This is a genomic window from Microvirga makkahensis, assembly GCF_009830105.1.
In the GTDB taxonomy this organism is placed as follows: domain Bacteria; phylum Pseudomonadota; class Alphaproteobacteria; order Rhizobiales; family Beijerinckiaceae; genus Microvirga; species Microvirga makkahensis.
In genome coordinates, this window is the sequence record NZ_WURB01000001.1 from 26,039 (window position 1) to 41,434 (window position 15,396).

General features: G+C 62.7%; 9 protein-coding genes. All 9 read right to left on the bottom strand.

Going from position 1 to position 15,396, the window contains the following annotated elements; genetic code table 11:
- Window positions 1-43 precede the first annotated feature (43 nt).
- On the bottom strand, window positions 44-352 hold the full coding sequence (rpsJ, locus tag GR328_RS00200) for a 30S ribosomal protein S10 (protein WP_009764298.1): 309 nt from the start codon (window positions 350-352) through the stop codon (window positions 44-46).
- A gap of 67 nt (window positions 353-419) precedes the next feature.
- Window positions 420-1,610 carry an elongation factor Tu gene (gene tuf / locus GR328_RS00205; RefSeq protein WP_160882531.1) on the bottom strand — a complete coding sequence of 397 codons (1,191 nt, stop codon included), beginning with the start codon at window positions 1,608-1,610 and terminating at the stop codon, window positions 420-422.
- 45 nt (window positions 1,611-1,655) lie between these two features.
- Window positions 1,656-3,731: an elongation factor G gene (gene fusA / locus GR328_RS00210; protein WP_160882532.1), complete on the bottom strand. Its 2,076-nt coding sequence runs from the start codon at window positions 3,729-3,731 to the stop codon at window positions 1,656-1,658.
- A gap of 18 nt (window positions 3,732-3,749) precedes the next feature.
- A complete protein-coding gene (gene rpsG / locus GR328_RS00215) occupies window positions 3,750-4,220 on the bottom strand; it encodes a 30S ribosomal protein S7 (RefSeq protein WP_160882533.1) in 471 nt (156 codons plus the stop codon).
- Window positions 4,221-4,253: 33 nt separating this feature from the next.
- Window positions 4,254-4,625, bottom strand: a complete 372-nt coding sequence (gene rpsL, locus GR328_RS00220; protein WP_019400023.1) for a 30S ribosomal protein S12 — start codon at window positions 4,623-4,625, stop codon at window positions 4,254-4,256.
- A 564-nt stretch (window positions 4,626-5,189) separates the two neighbouring features.
- On the bottom strand, window positions 5,190-9,365 hold the full coding sequence (rpoC, locus tag GR328_RS00225; protein WP_160882534.1) for a DNA-directed RNA polymerase subunit beta': 4,176 nt from the start codon (window positions 9,363-9,365) through the stop codon (window positions 5,190-5,192).
- 112 nt (window positions 9,366-9,477) lie between these two features.
- Window positions 9,478-13,638, bottom strand: coding sequence for a DNA-directed RNA polymerase subunit beta (gene rpoB, locus GR328_RS00230; protein WP_160882535.1), 4,161 nt, complete (start codon window positions 13,636-13,638; stop codon window positions 9,478-9,480).
- A 241-nt stretch (window positions 13,639-13,879) separates the two neighbouring features.
- Window positions 13,880-14,257, bottom strand: coding sequence for a 50S ribosomal protein L7/L12 (gene rplL / locus GR328_RS00235; protein WP_160882536.1), 378 nt, complete (start codon window positions 14,255-14,257; stop codon window positions 13,880-13,882).
- A 51-nt stretch (window positions 14,258-14,308) separates the two neighbouring features.
- Complete coding sequence (rplJ, locus tag GR328_RS00240) at window positions 14,309-14,827, bottom strand: 50S ribosomal protein L10 (RefSeq protein ID WP_160882537.1); 519 nt, start codon at window positions 14,825-14,827, stop codon at window positions 14,309-14,311.
- Between the last annotated feature and the right edge of the window lie 569 nt (window positions 14,828-15,396).

The window sequence follows — 15,396 nt, forward strand, 5'->3', positions numbered from 1 at the left end:
GTATCCTCTCGGCGTGTCTACCGAAAGCTCCAAGCCCAACGGCTCAGAGCTTGATTTCCACGTCCACACCAGCAGCGAGATCGAGCTTCATCAGAGCATCAACCGTCTGCGGCGTGGGGTCCACGATATCGAGAACACGCTTGTGAGTGCGCATCTCGAACTGCTCGCGCGACTTCTTGTCGATGTGCGGCGAGCGAAGCACCGTAAAGCGCTCGATGCGCGTCGGCAGCGGGATGGGCCCGCGCACCTGGGCGCCGGTCCGCTTCGCGGTCGACACGATTTCCCGTGTCGAAGCGTCGAGGATCCGGTGGTCGAACGCCTTAAGGCGAATACGAATGTTTTGACCGTTCATGGCTTATCCATTCAACAAGGGAAGCGGCCGAGCCGTAACCCGGCCGCTGTCCTTTGATCCTCTCTTGTTAGTCCATCACGGCGGCGACGACGCCGGCGCCGACGGTACGACCGCCTTCACGGATGGCGAAGCGCAGCTTTTCTTCCATGGCGATCGGAGCAATCAGCTCCACTTCCATCGTGATGTTGTCGCCCGGCATCACCATCTCGGTGCCCTCGGGCAGCTTCACAACGCCCGTCACGTCGGTCGTGCGGAAGTAGAACTGCGGACGGTAGTTGCCGAAGAACGGCGTGTGACGCCCGCCCTCCTCCTTCGTCAGGATGTAGGCTTCGGCCTTGAACTTGGTGTGCGGCCGGATCGAGCCGGGCTTGCACAGCACCTGGCCGCGCTCCACGTCCTCGCGCTTCGTGCCGCGCAGCAGAACGCCCACGTTGTCGCCCGCCTGGCCCTGGTCGAGCAGCTTGCGGAACATCTCGACGCCCGTGACCGTCGTCTTCTGCGTGTCGCGAAGACCCACGATCTCCACTTCCTCGCCGACCTTGATGATGCCACGCTCGACGCGGCCCGTCACCACCGTGCCGCGGCCCGAAATCGAGAACACGTCCTCGATCGGCATCAGGAACGGCTGGTCCACCGGACGCTCCGGCTGCGGGATGTAGCGGTCCACCTCGGCCATCAGCTCGAGAACCCGGTCGCGCCCGATCTCAGGCTGACGGTCCTCCAGCGCGCACAGCGCCGAGCCCTTCACGATCGGAATGTCGTCGCCCGGGAAGTCGTACTTCGACAGAAGCTCGCGAACCTCAAGCTCAACCAGATCCAGAAGCTCCGGATCGTCCACCATGTCGACCTTGTTCATGAACACCACCAGCGCCGGCACGCCCACCTGGCGCGCCAGAAGGATGTGCTCGCGCGTCTGCGGCATCGGGCCGTCCGCCGACGACACCACCAGAATCGCGCCGTCCATCTGCGCCGCGCCCGTGATCATGTTCTTCACGTAGTCGGCGTGGCCGGGGCAGTCCACGTGCGCATAGTGCCGGTTCGTGGTCTCGTACTCAACGTGCGCCGTCGAGATCGTGATGCCGCGCGCCTTCTCTTCCGGAGCCTTGTCGATCTGGTCGTACGCCGTAAACGTCGCCCCGCCAGACTCCGCCAGAACCTTCGTGATCGCCGCCGTCAGAGACGTCTTGCCATGGTCAACGTGACCAATCGTCCCGATGTTGCAGTGCGGCTTCGTCCGCTCAAACTTTTCCTTCGCCATCGTGGCACCCGTTCCTTTGATATTCCAATATTCGCTTTAGTGGGTTCAGGCGTATTTCGCCTGAACCTCGGCAGCCACGTTCGACGGCACCTGCTCATAGTGGTCGAACTGCATGGTGTAGCTCGCGCGCCCCTGGCTCATGCCGCGCAGGGTGTTCACGTAGCCGAACATGTTGGCGAGCGGGACCATCGCATTGATGACCACGGCGTTGCCGCGCATGTCCTGGCCTTGAATCTGGCCGCGGCGAGAGTTCAGATCGCCAATCACGGAGCCCGTGTAATCCTCGGGGGTCGTGACCTCGACCTTCATCACCGGCTCGAGCAGAACCGAAGCGCCCTTCTGGAGGGCCTCACGGAGAGCAGCACGAGAGGCGATTTCGAACGCCAGAGCAGACGAGTCGACCTCGTGGAAGGCACCGTCGATGAGCTCGACCTTGAGATCAACCACCGGGAAGCCGGCGACGACGCCAGCGCCCACGACCGACTGCAGCCCCTTCTCGACGCCCGGGATGTATTCCTTCGGAACCGCACCGCCGACGATCTTCGACTCGAAGGAGAAGCCCGCGCCCGGCTCGTTCGGCTGGACGACCAGCTTCACGCGAGCGAACTGGCCGGTACCGCCTGTCTGCTTCTTGTGGGTGTAGTCCACTTCGGTCTTCTTCGTGATCGTCTCACGATAGGCGACCTGCGGAGCGCCCACATTCGCATCCACCTTGTAGGTGCGCTTCAGAATGTCGACTTTGATGTCGAGGTGAAGTTCGCCCATGCCCTTCAGGATCGTCTGACCGGACTCAGCGTCCGTCGAGACGCGGAAGGACGGGTCTTCCGCCGCGAGCTTCGAGAGGGCCAGACCCAGCTTTTCCTGGTCTGCCTTCGACTTGGGCTCGATGGCGATCTCGATCACCGGCTCAGGGAACTCCATGCGCTCGAGAATGACCGCCTTGTTGGGATCACAGAGCGTGTCTCCGGTGCGGACTTCCTTGAGGCCTGCGAGGGCAACGATATCCCCGGCATAAGCTTCCTTGATATCCTCGCGGTTGTTCGCATGCATCAGCAGCATGCGGCCGACGCGCTCTTTCTTGTCGCGCGAGGAGTTCAGAAGAGTTTCGCCGGCGTTCACCTTGCCCGAATAGACGCGGCAGAAGGTGATCGTGCCCACGAAGGGGTCGTCCATGATCTTGAACGCGAGCATGGAGAACGCTTCGTCGTCAGCCGGCTTGCGGGTGGTCGGCTCTTCGGTCTTGAAGTCGATACCCTGGATCGCCTCACGGTCGGCCGGAGAAGGCAGGAAGTCCACGACCGCATCGAGAAGCGGCTGAACGCCCTTGTTCTTGAATGCCGAACCACAGAGAACCGGGTGGAAGGCGCGACGCTGCACGGCGGTGCGGATCAGACGGCGGAGAGTCGCCTCGTCCGGCTCCTGGCCGTCGAGGTAAGCCATCATCGCCTCGTCGTCCATCTCGACGGCGGCCTCGACGAGCTTCGCCCGATATTCCTGAGCCTGATCCTGCAGGTCGGCAGGAATCTCGACTTCGTTGAACGCAGCTCCGAGCGCCTCGCCGGACCAGACGAGCGCCTTCATCTTGATCAGATCGACCATGCCCTTGAAGTCGCTCTCGGCACCGATCGGGATCTGCAGGCACACCGGCTTGCCGGCGACGCGCTTCACGATGTCTTCGACGCACTTGAAGAAGTTTGCGCCGGTCTTGTCCATCTTGTTGACGAACACGACGCGCGGAACATCGTACTTGTCGGCCTGACGCCACACGGTCTCGGTCTGGGGCTCGACACCCTGGTTTCCGTCGAGGACACAGACGGCGCCGTCAAGCACGCGCAGCGAGCGCTCCACCTCGATGGTGAAGTCGACGTGGCCGGGGGTGTCGATGATGTTCAGGCGCTTGCCGTTCCAGAAGCAGGTGGTGGCAGCGGACGTGATCGTGATACCACGCTCCTGCTCCTGCTCCATCCAGTCCATGGTAGCGGCACCTTCGTGCACTTCACCGATCTTGTGGGACTTACCGGTGTAGTACAGGATGCGCTCAGTGGTCGTCGTCTTGCCGGCATCGATGTGGGCCATGATGCCGAAATTACGGTAGTCCTCAATCGCGTGCGTGCGGGGCATCGCTTAAGCTCCTTACCGTTACCAGCGGTAGTGCGAGAACGCACGGTTGGCTTCTGCCATACGGTGAGTGTCTTCGCGCTTTTTCACGGCATTGCCGCGGTTGTTCGATGCATCGAGCAGCTCGGCGGAGAGACGCTCGACCATGGTCTTGTCGTTGCGGCCGCGGGCAGCCTGGATGATCCAGCGGATCGCAAGAGCCTGACGGCGCTCGGTACGAACCTCGACCGGAACCTGGTACGTCGCACCGCCGACTCGGCGGGAACGGACTTCGATCGCAGGGGCGACATTGTCGAGGGCCTGCTTGAAGACCTCGAGGGGATTGGCTTTGGCGCGGTTCTCGACGATATCGAACGCACCGTAAACGATGCGCTCGGCAGCAGACTTCTTGCCGTCGTACATGATCGAGTTCATGAACTTCGTGACAATGACATCCCCGAACTTCGGATCCGGGATGATCTCACGCTTTTCGGCGCTATGGCGGCGGGACATGAGCTAGCTCCGACCTGAATTGATGTTGACGGCTTACTTCGGCCGCTTCGCGCCGTACTTGGAACGACGCTGCTTACGATTCTTCACGCCCTGGGTGTCGAGGACACCGCGGAGAACGTGATAGCGAACACCGGGAAGGTCCTTCACGCGGCCGCCGCGGATCATCACCACGGAGTGCTCCTGAAGGTTGTGGCCCTCGCCAGGAATGTAACCGATGACTTCGAAGCCATTGGTCAGGCGAACCTTGGCGACCTTACGGAGAGCCGAGTTCGGCTTCTTCGGGGTCGTGGTGTAAACGCGCGTGCACACGCCGCGCTTCTGCGGGCAGGCCTCAAGCGCGGGAACCTTGTTCCGGCTCTTTTGCGCCGTCCGCGGCTTGCGGATCAGCTGAGAGATCGTTGGCATCCTGTGCCCTCTTTCACCAGCCACCGATCCGGTGGCCTTTGAGTGTCTTCAACGGTTCAACGCCGCACATGACGTTTCGTGCAGACCGGTCGGACTACACAAAACGAAGCCACGCCATTGACTTTGGAAAGCCCCTGGCGCGGTGCGATTGCAGAGGACCACGATGATCGGGCACCGCGGTCTTGCCCTAAATCTGACATGTGTCAGTCAAGGTTGAGTTCGGCAGCGTTTAGGTGGCATCGGTCGAAGCTAGGCGCTTCGACTGGCGGAAACCTACGGCCAGCCGGAAAGTCCGGTTGGTCTAGCGTCCGAGTCGCGGAAAGTCAACAGGTTTTAACTTGCGGGCGGGAATGGTTCGCGTCTGGTTGCCCGTCCTCCGGTCTCATTCCCTATTTGGGAAGCGGTTCCTCCCTAGCAAGACCTGCCACCTTCCTGGGTTTCGCAACGCTCGAGTTCCCGTAGCTCCCGCCGGGGCCGAGCCTGCCGTATCGGTTCCGTGTTTCGGAAATTGAAAAGGCCGCCCCGTGGGGGCGGCCTTGACTGTCTTGTCGGGGCTGAGTCTGTTTACTCGGCGGCCGGAGGCAGCTCTCCGACCTGAGCGGCGGACTCCGAACGCTTCTGCTGAAGGATCAGCTCATCCCGGTGCGTCGCCACGGCCTTGATCTGAGCCGTGAGAGCGCCGGTGCCTGCCGGAATCAAGCTGCCGACGATTACGTTCTCCTTGAGGCCCTCGAGGGTATCGACCTTGCCGTTGACCGCCGCCTCCGTAAGGACGCGGGTGGTCTCCTGGAAGGACGCCGCCGAGATGAAGGAGCGGGTCTGGAGAGACGCCTTGGTGATGCCGAGCAGAACCGGCACTCCCTCTGCGGGCTTCTTCTTCTCGGCCACGAGGCGTTCGTTGACCTCCTCGAACTCGAGACGATCGACCTGCTCTCCGGCCAGGAACTCGCTGTCGCCACCTTCCGTGATCTCAACCTTCTGCAGCATCTGGCGAACGATCACCTCGATGTGCTTGTCGTTGATGAGCACGCCCTGGAGACGATAGACCTCCTGGATTTCGTTGACGAGGTAGGCTGCCAGCTCCTCGACGCCCTTGATCGCCAGGATGTCGTGCGGCGCCGGGTTGCCGTCGACGATGAAGTCACCGATTTCGACCACGTCGCCGTCCTGCAGGTGGATGTGCTTGCCCTTGGGGATCAGGTACTCCACCGGCTCCGAACCATCATGCGGCGTCAGCGTCAGGCGACGCTTGCTCTTGTAGTCGCGGCCGAACTGAATCGTGCCGGACTTCTCCGCAATGATGGCCGCATCCTTCGGACGACGAGCCTCGAACAGCTCCGCCACGCGCGGCAGACCGCCCGTGATGTCGCGGGTCTTGGCGCTCTCGGTAGAGACACGGGCCAGAACGTCACCAGCCTTGACCTTGGAGCCGGGATCGACCGCGAGGATCGCATCCACGGGCAGCAGGTAGCGGGCGTCGCCGCCGCGGGCGAGCTTGGCCACCTTGCCGCCGGCACCCTGGACGACCACGGCCGGACGCAGATCGGCCGTACGGGCCGTGCCGCGCCAGTCGATGACAACACGCTTGGCGATGCCGGTGGACTCGTCCATGGACTCGATCATCGACGCGCCGTCCACGAGGTCCTCGTAGCCGACTGTTCCTTCGACCTCGGTCAGGATCGGGCGGGAATAGGGGTCCCATTCCGCGATGCGCTGGCCGCGCTTGATCGTGTCGCCCTCGTCCACCTTCAGGCGCGAACCGTACTGCAGGCGGTGAACCGCACGCTCGGTACCGTCCGGACCGGTGATCACAACAGCCACGTTGCGGCCCATGACGACGAGGTCGCCGTCAGAATTGCGCGCAATGTTCTTGTTGCGGAAGCCAATCGTGCCCTCGAAGCTCGACTCGATGAAGGACGAGTCGGCGATCTGGGCGGCGCCGCCGATGTGGAAGGTACGCATCGTGAGCTGGGTGCCCGGCTCGCCGATGGACTGGGCGGCGATCACGCCGACGGCCTCGCCGTGGTTCACCGGAGTGCCGCGGGCCAGGTCGCGTCCGTAGCAGGTGGCGCAGACACCATTCCTGGACTCGCAGACGAGCACCGAGCGGATCTTCACCTCCTGGATACCGGCAGCGCCGATAGCCTCGAGATGATGCTCCTCGATCATCGTCCCCTTCGGAACGATCACCGTGCCGTCTTGGGCCACCAAGTCCTCGGCCGTGGAACGGCCCAGAATACGCGAGGCCAGCGACGCGACCACTTGGCCAGCGTCGATGATGGCGCGCATCTTGATGCCCTTGTCGGTGCCGCAATCCGGTTCACGGATGACCGCATCCTGCGCCACGTCCACGAGACGGCGGGTCAGGTAACCCGAGTTCGCGGTCTTGAGCGCGGTGTCGGCCAGGCCCTTACGGGCGCCGTGGGTCGAGTTGAAGTACTCGAGCACGTCCAGGCCTTCCTTGAAGTTCGAGATGATCGGCGTCTCGATGATCTCGCCCGACGGCTTGGCCATGAGGCCACGCATGGCTGCGAGCTGCTTCATCTGGGCCGGTGAACCACGGGCGCCCGAGTGGGACATCATGTAGATCGAGTTGACCGGCTTGTCGCGGCCCTGGTCGTCCTTCTGGACCGTGGAGATGCGATTCATCATCTCGGCGGCGAGACGATCCGAGCACTTCGCCCAGGCGTCGACGACCTTGTTGTACTTCTCACCCTGGGTGATCAGGCCGTCCTGGTACTGCTGCTCGTAATCCTTCGCGAGGGCGCGGGTCTCCTCGACGATCTGCCACTTGTTCTCCGGGATCACCATGTCGTCCTTACCGAACGAGATGCCGGCGCGGAACGCGTTGTAGAAGCCCAGGCCCATGATGCGATCGCAGAAGATCACGGACTCCTTCTGACCGCAATGCCGGTACACGGCATCGATCATGTTGGAGATTTCCTTCTTCGTCATGAGCTTGTTCACGACGTCGAAGGACAAGGCCGGATGCTTCGGCAGGAGGCGCGAGAGCATGACGCGACCTGCGGTCGTGTCGACGATCTTGGTATAGGGCTTGCCGTCCTCTCCCACGCCTTCCCAGCGATACTTGATCTTGGAATGGAGCGTGATGACCTTCTCGTGCAGCGCGTGCTCGATCTCGCCCATGTCTGCGAAGGCCTTGCCCTGGCCGGGCTGCCCGTCGGAGACGATCGAGAGGTAGTAGAGGCCCAGAACGATGTCTTGCGAGGGGACGATGATCGGCTGACCGTTCGCCGGGTGCAGGATGTTGTTGGTGGACATCATCAGCACACGGGCCTCGAGCTGCGCCTCGAGCGAGAGCGGCACGTGGACGGCCATCTGGTCGCCGTCGAAGTCCGCGTTGAACGCGGCGCAGACGAGCGGGTGCAGCTGGATCGCCTTGCCTTCGATCAGGGTCGGCTCGAAGGCCTGGATGCCGAGGCGGTGGAGCGTCGGGGCGCGGTTGAGTAGCACCGGATGCTCGCGGATGACCTCGTCCAGGATGTCCCAAACCTCAGGCTTCTCCTTCTCGACGAGCTTCTTCGCCTGCTTGACGGTGGCGGACAGGCCGCGCGCGTCGAGCTTGGCGTAGATGAACGGCTTGAAGAGCTCGAGAGCCATCTTCTTCGGCAGGCCGCATTGATGGAGCTTGAGCTCCGGGCCCACGACGATGACCGATCGCCCCGAATAGTCGACGCGCTTACCGAGCAGGTTCTGACGGAAGCGGCCCTGCTTACCCTTGAGCATGTCGGCAAGCGACTTCAGCGGACGCTTGTTGGCGCCGGTAATGACGCGGCCGCGGCGGCCGTTGTCGAACAGGGCGTCGACCGCTTCCTGCAGCATGCGCTTCTCGTTGCGGACGATGATGTCCGGAGCGCGCAGCTCCATGAGCCGCTTCAGGCGATTGTTGCGGTTGATGACGCGGCGGTAGAGATCGTTGAGATCCGATGTCGCGAAGCGGCCGCCGTCGAGCGGAACGAGCGGACGCAGATCCGGCGGAATCACCGGAACGACGGTCATGATCATCCACTCGGGCTTGTTGCCCGATTGAATGAAGGCCTCGATGATCTTGAGGCGCTTCATGAGCTTCTTCGGCTTCAGCTCGGACGTGGTGACCGCGATCTCCTCACGGATGTCCTGAGCCGTCTTCTCGAGGTCGAGCTCCTGGAGGATGCGGCGGATGGCTTCCGCGCCGATCATCGCGGTGAAGCTGTCCTCGCCGTACTCGTCCTGGGCGCGGATGTACTCTTCCTCGGTCAGCAGCTGACGGTCCTTGAGAGGCGTCAGGCCCGCATCGACGACGATGTAGGACTCAAAGTAGAGAATGCGCTCCAGATCCTTCAGAGTCATGTCGAGCAGCAGACCGATGCGGCTCGGCAGGGACTTGAGGAACCAGATATGCGCGACGGGAGCCGCGAGCTCGATGTGGCCCATGCGGTCGCGACGCACGCGGGCGAGCGTCACTTCGACGCCGCACTTCTCGCAGATCACGCCCTTGTACTTCATTCGCTTGTACTTGCCGCACAAGCACTCGTAGTCCTTGATCGGGCCGAAAATGCGCGCGCAGAACAAGCCGTCGCGCTCGGGCTTGAACGTACGGTAGTTGATGGTCTCGGGCTTTTTGATCTCGCCGTAGGACCAGGACAGAATCTTCTCAGGGCTCGCGATCGAGATCTTGATCTGATCGAAGCTCTGCGGCTGGGCCGTCTGGTTGAAGAGATTCATGACCTCTTGATTCATCGCCGTCTCCTGGGCTGAAGGGTGCTCCAATTAAGCACCCTCACCGGCAATTGCATGGGGCCGCGGCGTTATGGCCGCGGCCTGTCGTCAAATTCAAAAGCGCTTGCGCACCTTACTCGGCGGCTTCCGACGGAGGCAGTTGCTCCGCCTCGTTGGCCGCCTTCTTGGAGTTGGTCAGCTCGACGTTGAGACCCAGCGAGCGCATTTCCTTCACGAGAACGTTGAAGCTCTCCGGAATGCCCGACTCGAAGGTGTCGTCGCCGCGAACGATGGCCTCGTAGACCTTGGTGCGGCCGGCCACGTCGTCCGACTTGACCGTGAGCATTTCCTGAAGGGTATAGGCGGCGCCGTAAGCCTCCAGTGCCCACACCTCCATTTCGCCGAAGCGCTGACCGCCGAACTGAGCCTTACCGCCCAGCGGCTGCTGGGTGACGAGGCTGTAGGGGCCGATGGAGCGGGCGTGGATCTTGTCGTCCACGAGGTGGTGCAGCTTCAGCATGTAGATGTAGCCCACCGTGACCTTGCGGTCGAAAGGCTCGCCGGTCTTGCCGTCATACAGCGTGACCTGACCTGATGGATCGAGGCCGGCCTTTTGGAGCATGGCTTCGATGTCCGCCTCTTTCGCGCCGTCGAAGACGGGCGTGGCGAAGGGAACACCGCGGCGCAGCTTGTTGCCGAGTTCCACCAGTTCCTCGTCGGCGGCCTGCTCGATCTCAGGCAGATTGCCGTAGATCGAGATCAGCTGGTCGCGAAGAGCCTGCGACTGACCGTTCCTCATGTAGGCGTCGACCGCCTGGGCAACCTGCTTGCCGAGGCCTGCAGCGGCCCAGCCGAGGTGCGTCTCGAGGATCTGGCCCACGTTCATGCGGCTCGGCACGCCGAGCGGGTTGAGCACGATATCCGCATGGGTGCCGTCCTCGAGGAAAGGCATATCCTCGATCGGAACGATGCGCGACACGACACCTTTGTTGCCGTGACGGCCTGCCATCTTGTCGCCGGGCTGGATCTTGCGCTTCACGGCCACGAAGACCTTGACCATCTTCATGACGCCGGGCGGAAGCTCGTCGCCGCGCTGCAGCTTTTCGACCTTGTCGAGGAAGCGCTGCTCGAGACGCTTCTTCGATTCGTCGTATTGCTTCTGCATAGCCTCGATCTCGGTCATCAGAGCGTCGTCTTCGACCGCGAACTGCCACCATTGCGACCGCGGATACTCGTTGAGCAGCTCGCGGGTGATCGGGGTGTCCTTCTTGTAGCCCTTCGGCCCGGCCAGGCCCTTCTTGCCGGTCAGGATCTCGGCCAGACGCGCATAGGTGTTGCGGTCCAGGATGGCCTGCTCGTCATCGCGGTCCTTGGCGAGGCGCTCGATCTCCTCACGCTCGATCGCCTGGGCGCGCTCGTCCTTGTCGACGCCGTGGCGGTTGAAGACACGGACTTCCACGATTGTACCGGTCACGCCCGGGGGGACGCGCAGCGAGGTATCGCGGACGTCGGAAGCCTTCTCGCCGAAAATGGCGCGTAGGAGCTTCTCCTCCGGCGTCATCGGACTTTCGCCCTTCGGCGTGATCTTGCCGACCAGGATGTCGCCGGCATGGACCTCGGCGCCGATGTACACGATGCCGGCCTCGTCGAGGTTCTTCAGCGCCTCTTCCGACACGTTCGGAATGTCGCGCGTGATTTCCTCCGGACCGAGCTTCGTGTCGCGGGCCATCACCTCGAACTCCTCGATGTGAATCGAGGTGAAGACGTCTTCCTTCACGATCCGCTCGGAGAGCAGGATCGAGTCTTCGAAGTTGTAGCCGTTCCACGGCATGAACGCGACGAGCACGTTCCGGCCGAGCGCCAGCTCGCCGTACTCGGTCGACGGGCCGTCGGCGATGATGTCGCCCTTGCGGACCAGGTCGCCGGCGCGCACCAGCGGCTTCTGCGTGATGCAGGTCGACTGGTTGGAGCGCTGGAACTTCTGCAGCCGGTAGATGTCGACGCCAGGACGGGTCGGATCCGTGTTCTCCGTTGCGCGGATGACGATACGGGTCGCGTCAACCTGGTCGACGATGCCGGTGCGGCGGGCCGCGATGGCGGCGCCGGAATCCCGGGCCACAACCGCTTCCATGCCGGTGCCGACGAACGGGGCGTCCGCCTGGACCAGCGGCACGGCCTGGCGCTGCATGTTCGAACCCATGAGGGCGCGGTTCGCGTCGTCGTTCTCCAGGAACGGGATGAGCGCCGCCGCGACCGACACAAGCTGCTTGGGCGACACTTCCATCAGGTCCACGCGATCGGGCGCTACCACGATGTTTTCGCCGGCGCGGCGGCAAATCACCAGTTCTTCGGTGAGCGTGCCGTTGGCGTCCAGCGTCGAGTTCGCCTGGGCGATGTTGTACTTCGCCTCCTCCATCGCGGAGAGGTACACGACCTCATCCGTGACTCGGCTGTCGCGCACGCGGCGGAACGGCGTCTCGATGAAGCCGTACTTGTTGACGCGCGCGAAGGTGGCCAGCGAGTTGATCAGGCCGATGTTCGGACCTTCCGGCGTCTCGATCGGGCAGATGCGGCCGTAGTGGGTCGGGTGCACGTCGCGCACCTCGAAGCCGGCGCGCTCGCGGGTCAGACCGCCCGGGCCGAGAGCCGAGAGACGACGCTTGTGCGTGACCTCGGAGAGCGGATTGGTCTGGTCCATGAACTGCGAGAGCTGCGAGGAGCCGAAGAACTCGCGCACGGCGGCCGCGGCAGGCTTCGCGTTGATCAAGTCCTGCGGCATGACGGTGTCGATATCGACCGACGACATGCGCTCCTTGATGGCGCGCTCCATGCGGAGAAGGCCGAGGCGATACTGGTTCTCCATGAGCTCGCCGACCGAACGCACGCGGCGGTTGCCGAGGTGATCGATGTCGTCGATCTCGCCCTTGCCGTCGCGCAGGTCAACGAGCGCCTTCGTGACCGCGAGGATGTCTTCGCGGCGGAGCGTGCGCACGGTGTCCTCGGCATCCAGGTCGAGACGCATGTTCATCTTCACGCGGCCGACCGCCGAGAGATCGTAGCGCTCGGCATCGAAGAACAGCGAGTTGAACATGGCTTCCGCGGTCTCGAGGATCGGCGGCTCGCCCGGACGCATGACGCGGTAGATGTCGAACAGGGCATCCTCGCGGGAGGAGGCTTTGTCGATGGCCAGCGTGTTGCGGATGTAGGGCCCCACGGTGACGTGGTCGATGTCCAGAACCGGAATCTCGGTGTAGCCGAGGTCGATGAGCTCAGCCAGCTTGCCCTTGCGCTCGCCGGTCTTCGCGTCGACCGACAGGTCGAGCTCGTCGCCCGCCTCGGCATGGATTTCGCCGGTCTGCGGGTTGACGAGATCCTCGGCCACGTACTGGCCGACCAGATCCTCGTCCGTCACGCGCAGGTGCGTGAGACCCTTCTCCGCGAGCTGACGGGCAGCACGGGCGGTCAGCTTCTTGCCGGCCTCGAGCACAACTTCGCCGGTCTTCGCGTCGATGAGGTCGACGGTTGCCTTGAAGCCCTTCATGCGTTCCGCGTCGTAAGGAATGGTCCAGCCATCCTTCGCCCTGGTGTAGACGATGCGGTTGTAGAAGGTGTTGAGGATCTCTTCACCGTCGAGGCCGAGGGCGTAGAGCAGCGACGTGACCGGGATCTTACGCTTGCGGTCGATGCGCGCATACACGATGTCCTTGGCGTCGAACTCGATGTCGAGCCAGGAACCGCGATAGGGAATGATACGGGCGGCGAACAGCAGCTTGCCGGAGGAGTGCGTCTTGCCCTTGTCATGGTCGAAGAAGACGCCCGGCGAACGGTGCATCTGCGAGACGATGACGCGCTCGGTGCCGTTGACGATGAAGGTACCGTTGTCCGTCATGAGCGGCATGTCGCCCATGTAGACGTCCTGCTCCTTGATGTCCTTCACGGAGCGGGCGCCGGTATCCGGGTCCACATCAAACACGATGAGGCGCAGCGTCACCTTGAGGGGCGCAGCGAAGGTCATGCCGCGCTGGCGGCATTCGTCCACATCGTATTTCGGGGGCTCGAACGTATACTTCACGAATTCGAGCAGAGCAGTATTCGAAAAGTCCGAAATCGGGAAAACCGATTTGAAGACGGCTTGCAAGCCCTCTTCCGGCCGGCCGCCTTTTGGTTCTTCGACCATCAGGAACTGGTCGTAAGATGCCTTCTGAACCTCGATGAGGTTCGGCATTTCCGCCACTTCCTTGATTTTCCCGAAGAACTTGCGAATGCGCTTCCGGCCGATCAGTGTATTGGCCATCTGGACCTCGTTCCTCATACACGCCTAATCAAGAACCCCGGGGATCGGGACCCTGGATTAGCCGCCCGGCGAAAGCACCGGCGCTGGACATTTCCGGGCTCGTTGCGAGCCCTTTTGGGAAGGCCGCCAAAGAAGCCCGACCTCTTTGACGACACAACGGCCCCAAGCGAGAATGCCTGGGACCGTGTGCTTTTGAACCCCGATTGCTCGGGAGCAACCTCGCGGCCCGGAGGCCGCAAAATTACTTAAGCTCGACCTTGGCGCCGACCTTTTCGAGGGTCGCCTTGATCTTCTCGGCTTCGTCCTTGGCAACGCCTTCCTTGACGGGCTTGGGCGCGCCTTCGACGAGGTCCTTAGCTTCCTTGAGGCCAAGGCCCGTGATGCCACGGACTTCCTTGATGACCTCGATCTTCTTGTCGCCAGCAGCGGCGAGAACGACCGTGAACTCCGTCTGCTCTTCGGCCGGAGCGGCGGCAGCGCCAGCGCCAGGAGCGGCAGCAACCGCGACGGCAGCAGCAGCGGAAACGCCCCACTTCTCTTCGAGCATCTTCGAGAGCTCGGCAGCCTCGAGAACGGTCAGCGACGACAGATCGTCAACGAGCTTGGCAAGATCAGCCATTTTCTACTTCCTTAAGTTCGGTTCGAACAATTGATGGTTGAGGTTACGGCCTCACGCCGCTTCGCCTGTCTTGGCATAGGCCCCGAATACGCGGGCGAGCTTTGCCGCCGGCGCAGTGCTGAGCTGAGCGATCTTCGTGGCCGGCGCCTGAATGAGGCCGACCAGCTTGCCGCGCAGTTCGTCGAGGGACGGCAGAGTGGCAAGCGCCTTCACTCCGTCCACGTTCAGGGCGGTCGTACCCATTGCTCCACCAAGGATCACGAGCTTGTCGTTAGTCTTGGCGAAATCAACAGCGACCTTGGGCGCCGCGACCGGATCGCTCGAGTAAGCGATCAGGGTCGGACCTTTCATGAGGTCCGAGATGGACGCGACGTCCGTGCCTTCGAGAGCGATTTTGGCGAGGCTGTTTTTTGCGACCTTCACGGTTGCGCCGACCTGCTTCATCTGCGTGCGCAGCTTCTGCATGTCAGCGACCGTGAGGCCAGCATAGTGGGCCACGACGACGACGCTCGTGCTGGAAAACACGTCGCCGAGAGTCGAGACGAGCTCGCGCTTTGCTGCTCTATCCACTGGGCTCTCTCCGGTTGGCGGAATATGTCCGCCGGTTACACCTGCCGTTCAAGGCCCAGGCTTGCGCCCGAGGCACCAGAACGGCGCTCTCGCAAGCCCTGTCCCCCTATCGCGCCTGCCGGCGCAAAGGGCGAGATGGTTCGAACCGATACTCGCTGCCTGCGTTGAACAGGCATGAAATTCGGCTTCCCCGTCTATGCAGGCCCTCTCGAATTAAGCCGGACGAACCGGCACCTGCAGTCTCGGACAGGACATAGCCGGAACGCGCCAAGGGTTACCCCTTGACCCGCCGGCTTGTCACCACTCCATATCTGGAGTGGATTCTCAGCCGAAAGCACGCGCGAAAACGCAGCTTCGGCTTATGTTGGAAACTCAACGCGTTCTAATAAGCCTTCCTGAGCCACTTGCCAAGAGGCATTTGCATGTCTTTTTCGCGTCCGCGGGAAGGCGCCTCCCTTCCCTGGGAGAGGGCTGGCCTCGGCTGAGAAGTGTCGCCCATCCGATATAGTGGAGGTTCCTGCCGACCCCTAGGAGGATCGGGGCTGCGGCGAAGGAATGGAGGCCCGTGC

Excerpts from the sequence above, each read along its gene's own strand:
- rpsJ (WP_009764298.1), bottom strand. The coding sequence starts at position 352 with ATGAACGGTCAAAACATTCGTATTCGCCTTAAGGCGTTCGACCACCGG.
- tuf (WP_160882531.1), bottom strand. The coding sequence starts at position 1,610 with ATGGCGAAGGAAAAGTTTGAGCGGACGAAGCCGCACTGCAACATCGGG.
- fusA (WP_160882532.1), bottom strand. The coding sequence starts at position 3,731 with ATGCCCCGCACGCACGCGATTGAGGACTACCGTAATTTCGGCATCATG.
- rpsG (WP_160882533.1), bottom strand. The coding sequence starts at position 4,220 with ATGTCCCGCCGCCATAGCGCCGAAAAGCGTGAGATCATCCCGGATCCG.
- rpsL (WP_019400023.1), bottom strand. The coding sequence starts at position 4,625 with ATGCCAACGATCTCTCAGCTGATCCGCAAGCCGCGGACGGCGCAAAAG.
- rpoC (WP_160882534.1), bottom strand. The coding sequence starts at position 9,365 with ATGAATCAAGAGGTCATGAATCTCTTCAACCAGACGGCCCAGCCGCAG.
- rpoB (WP_160882535.1), bottom strand. The coding sequence starts at position 13,638 with ATGGCCAATACACTGATCGGCCGGAAGCGCATTCGCAAGTTCTTCGGG.
- rplL (WP_160882536.1), bottom strand. The coding sequence starts at position 14,257 with ATGGCTGATCTTGCCAAGCTCGTTGACGATCTGTCGTCGCTGACCGTT.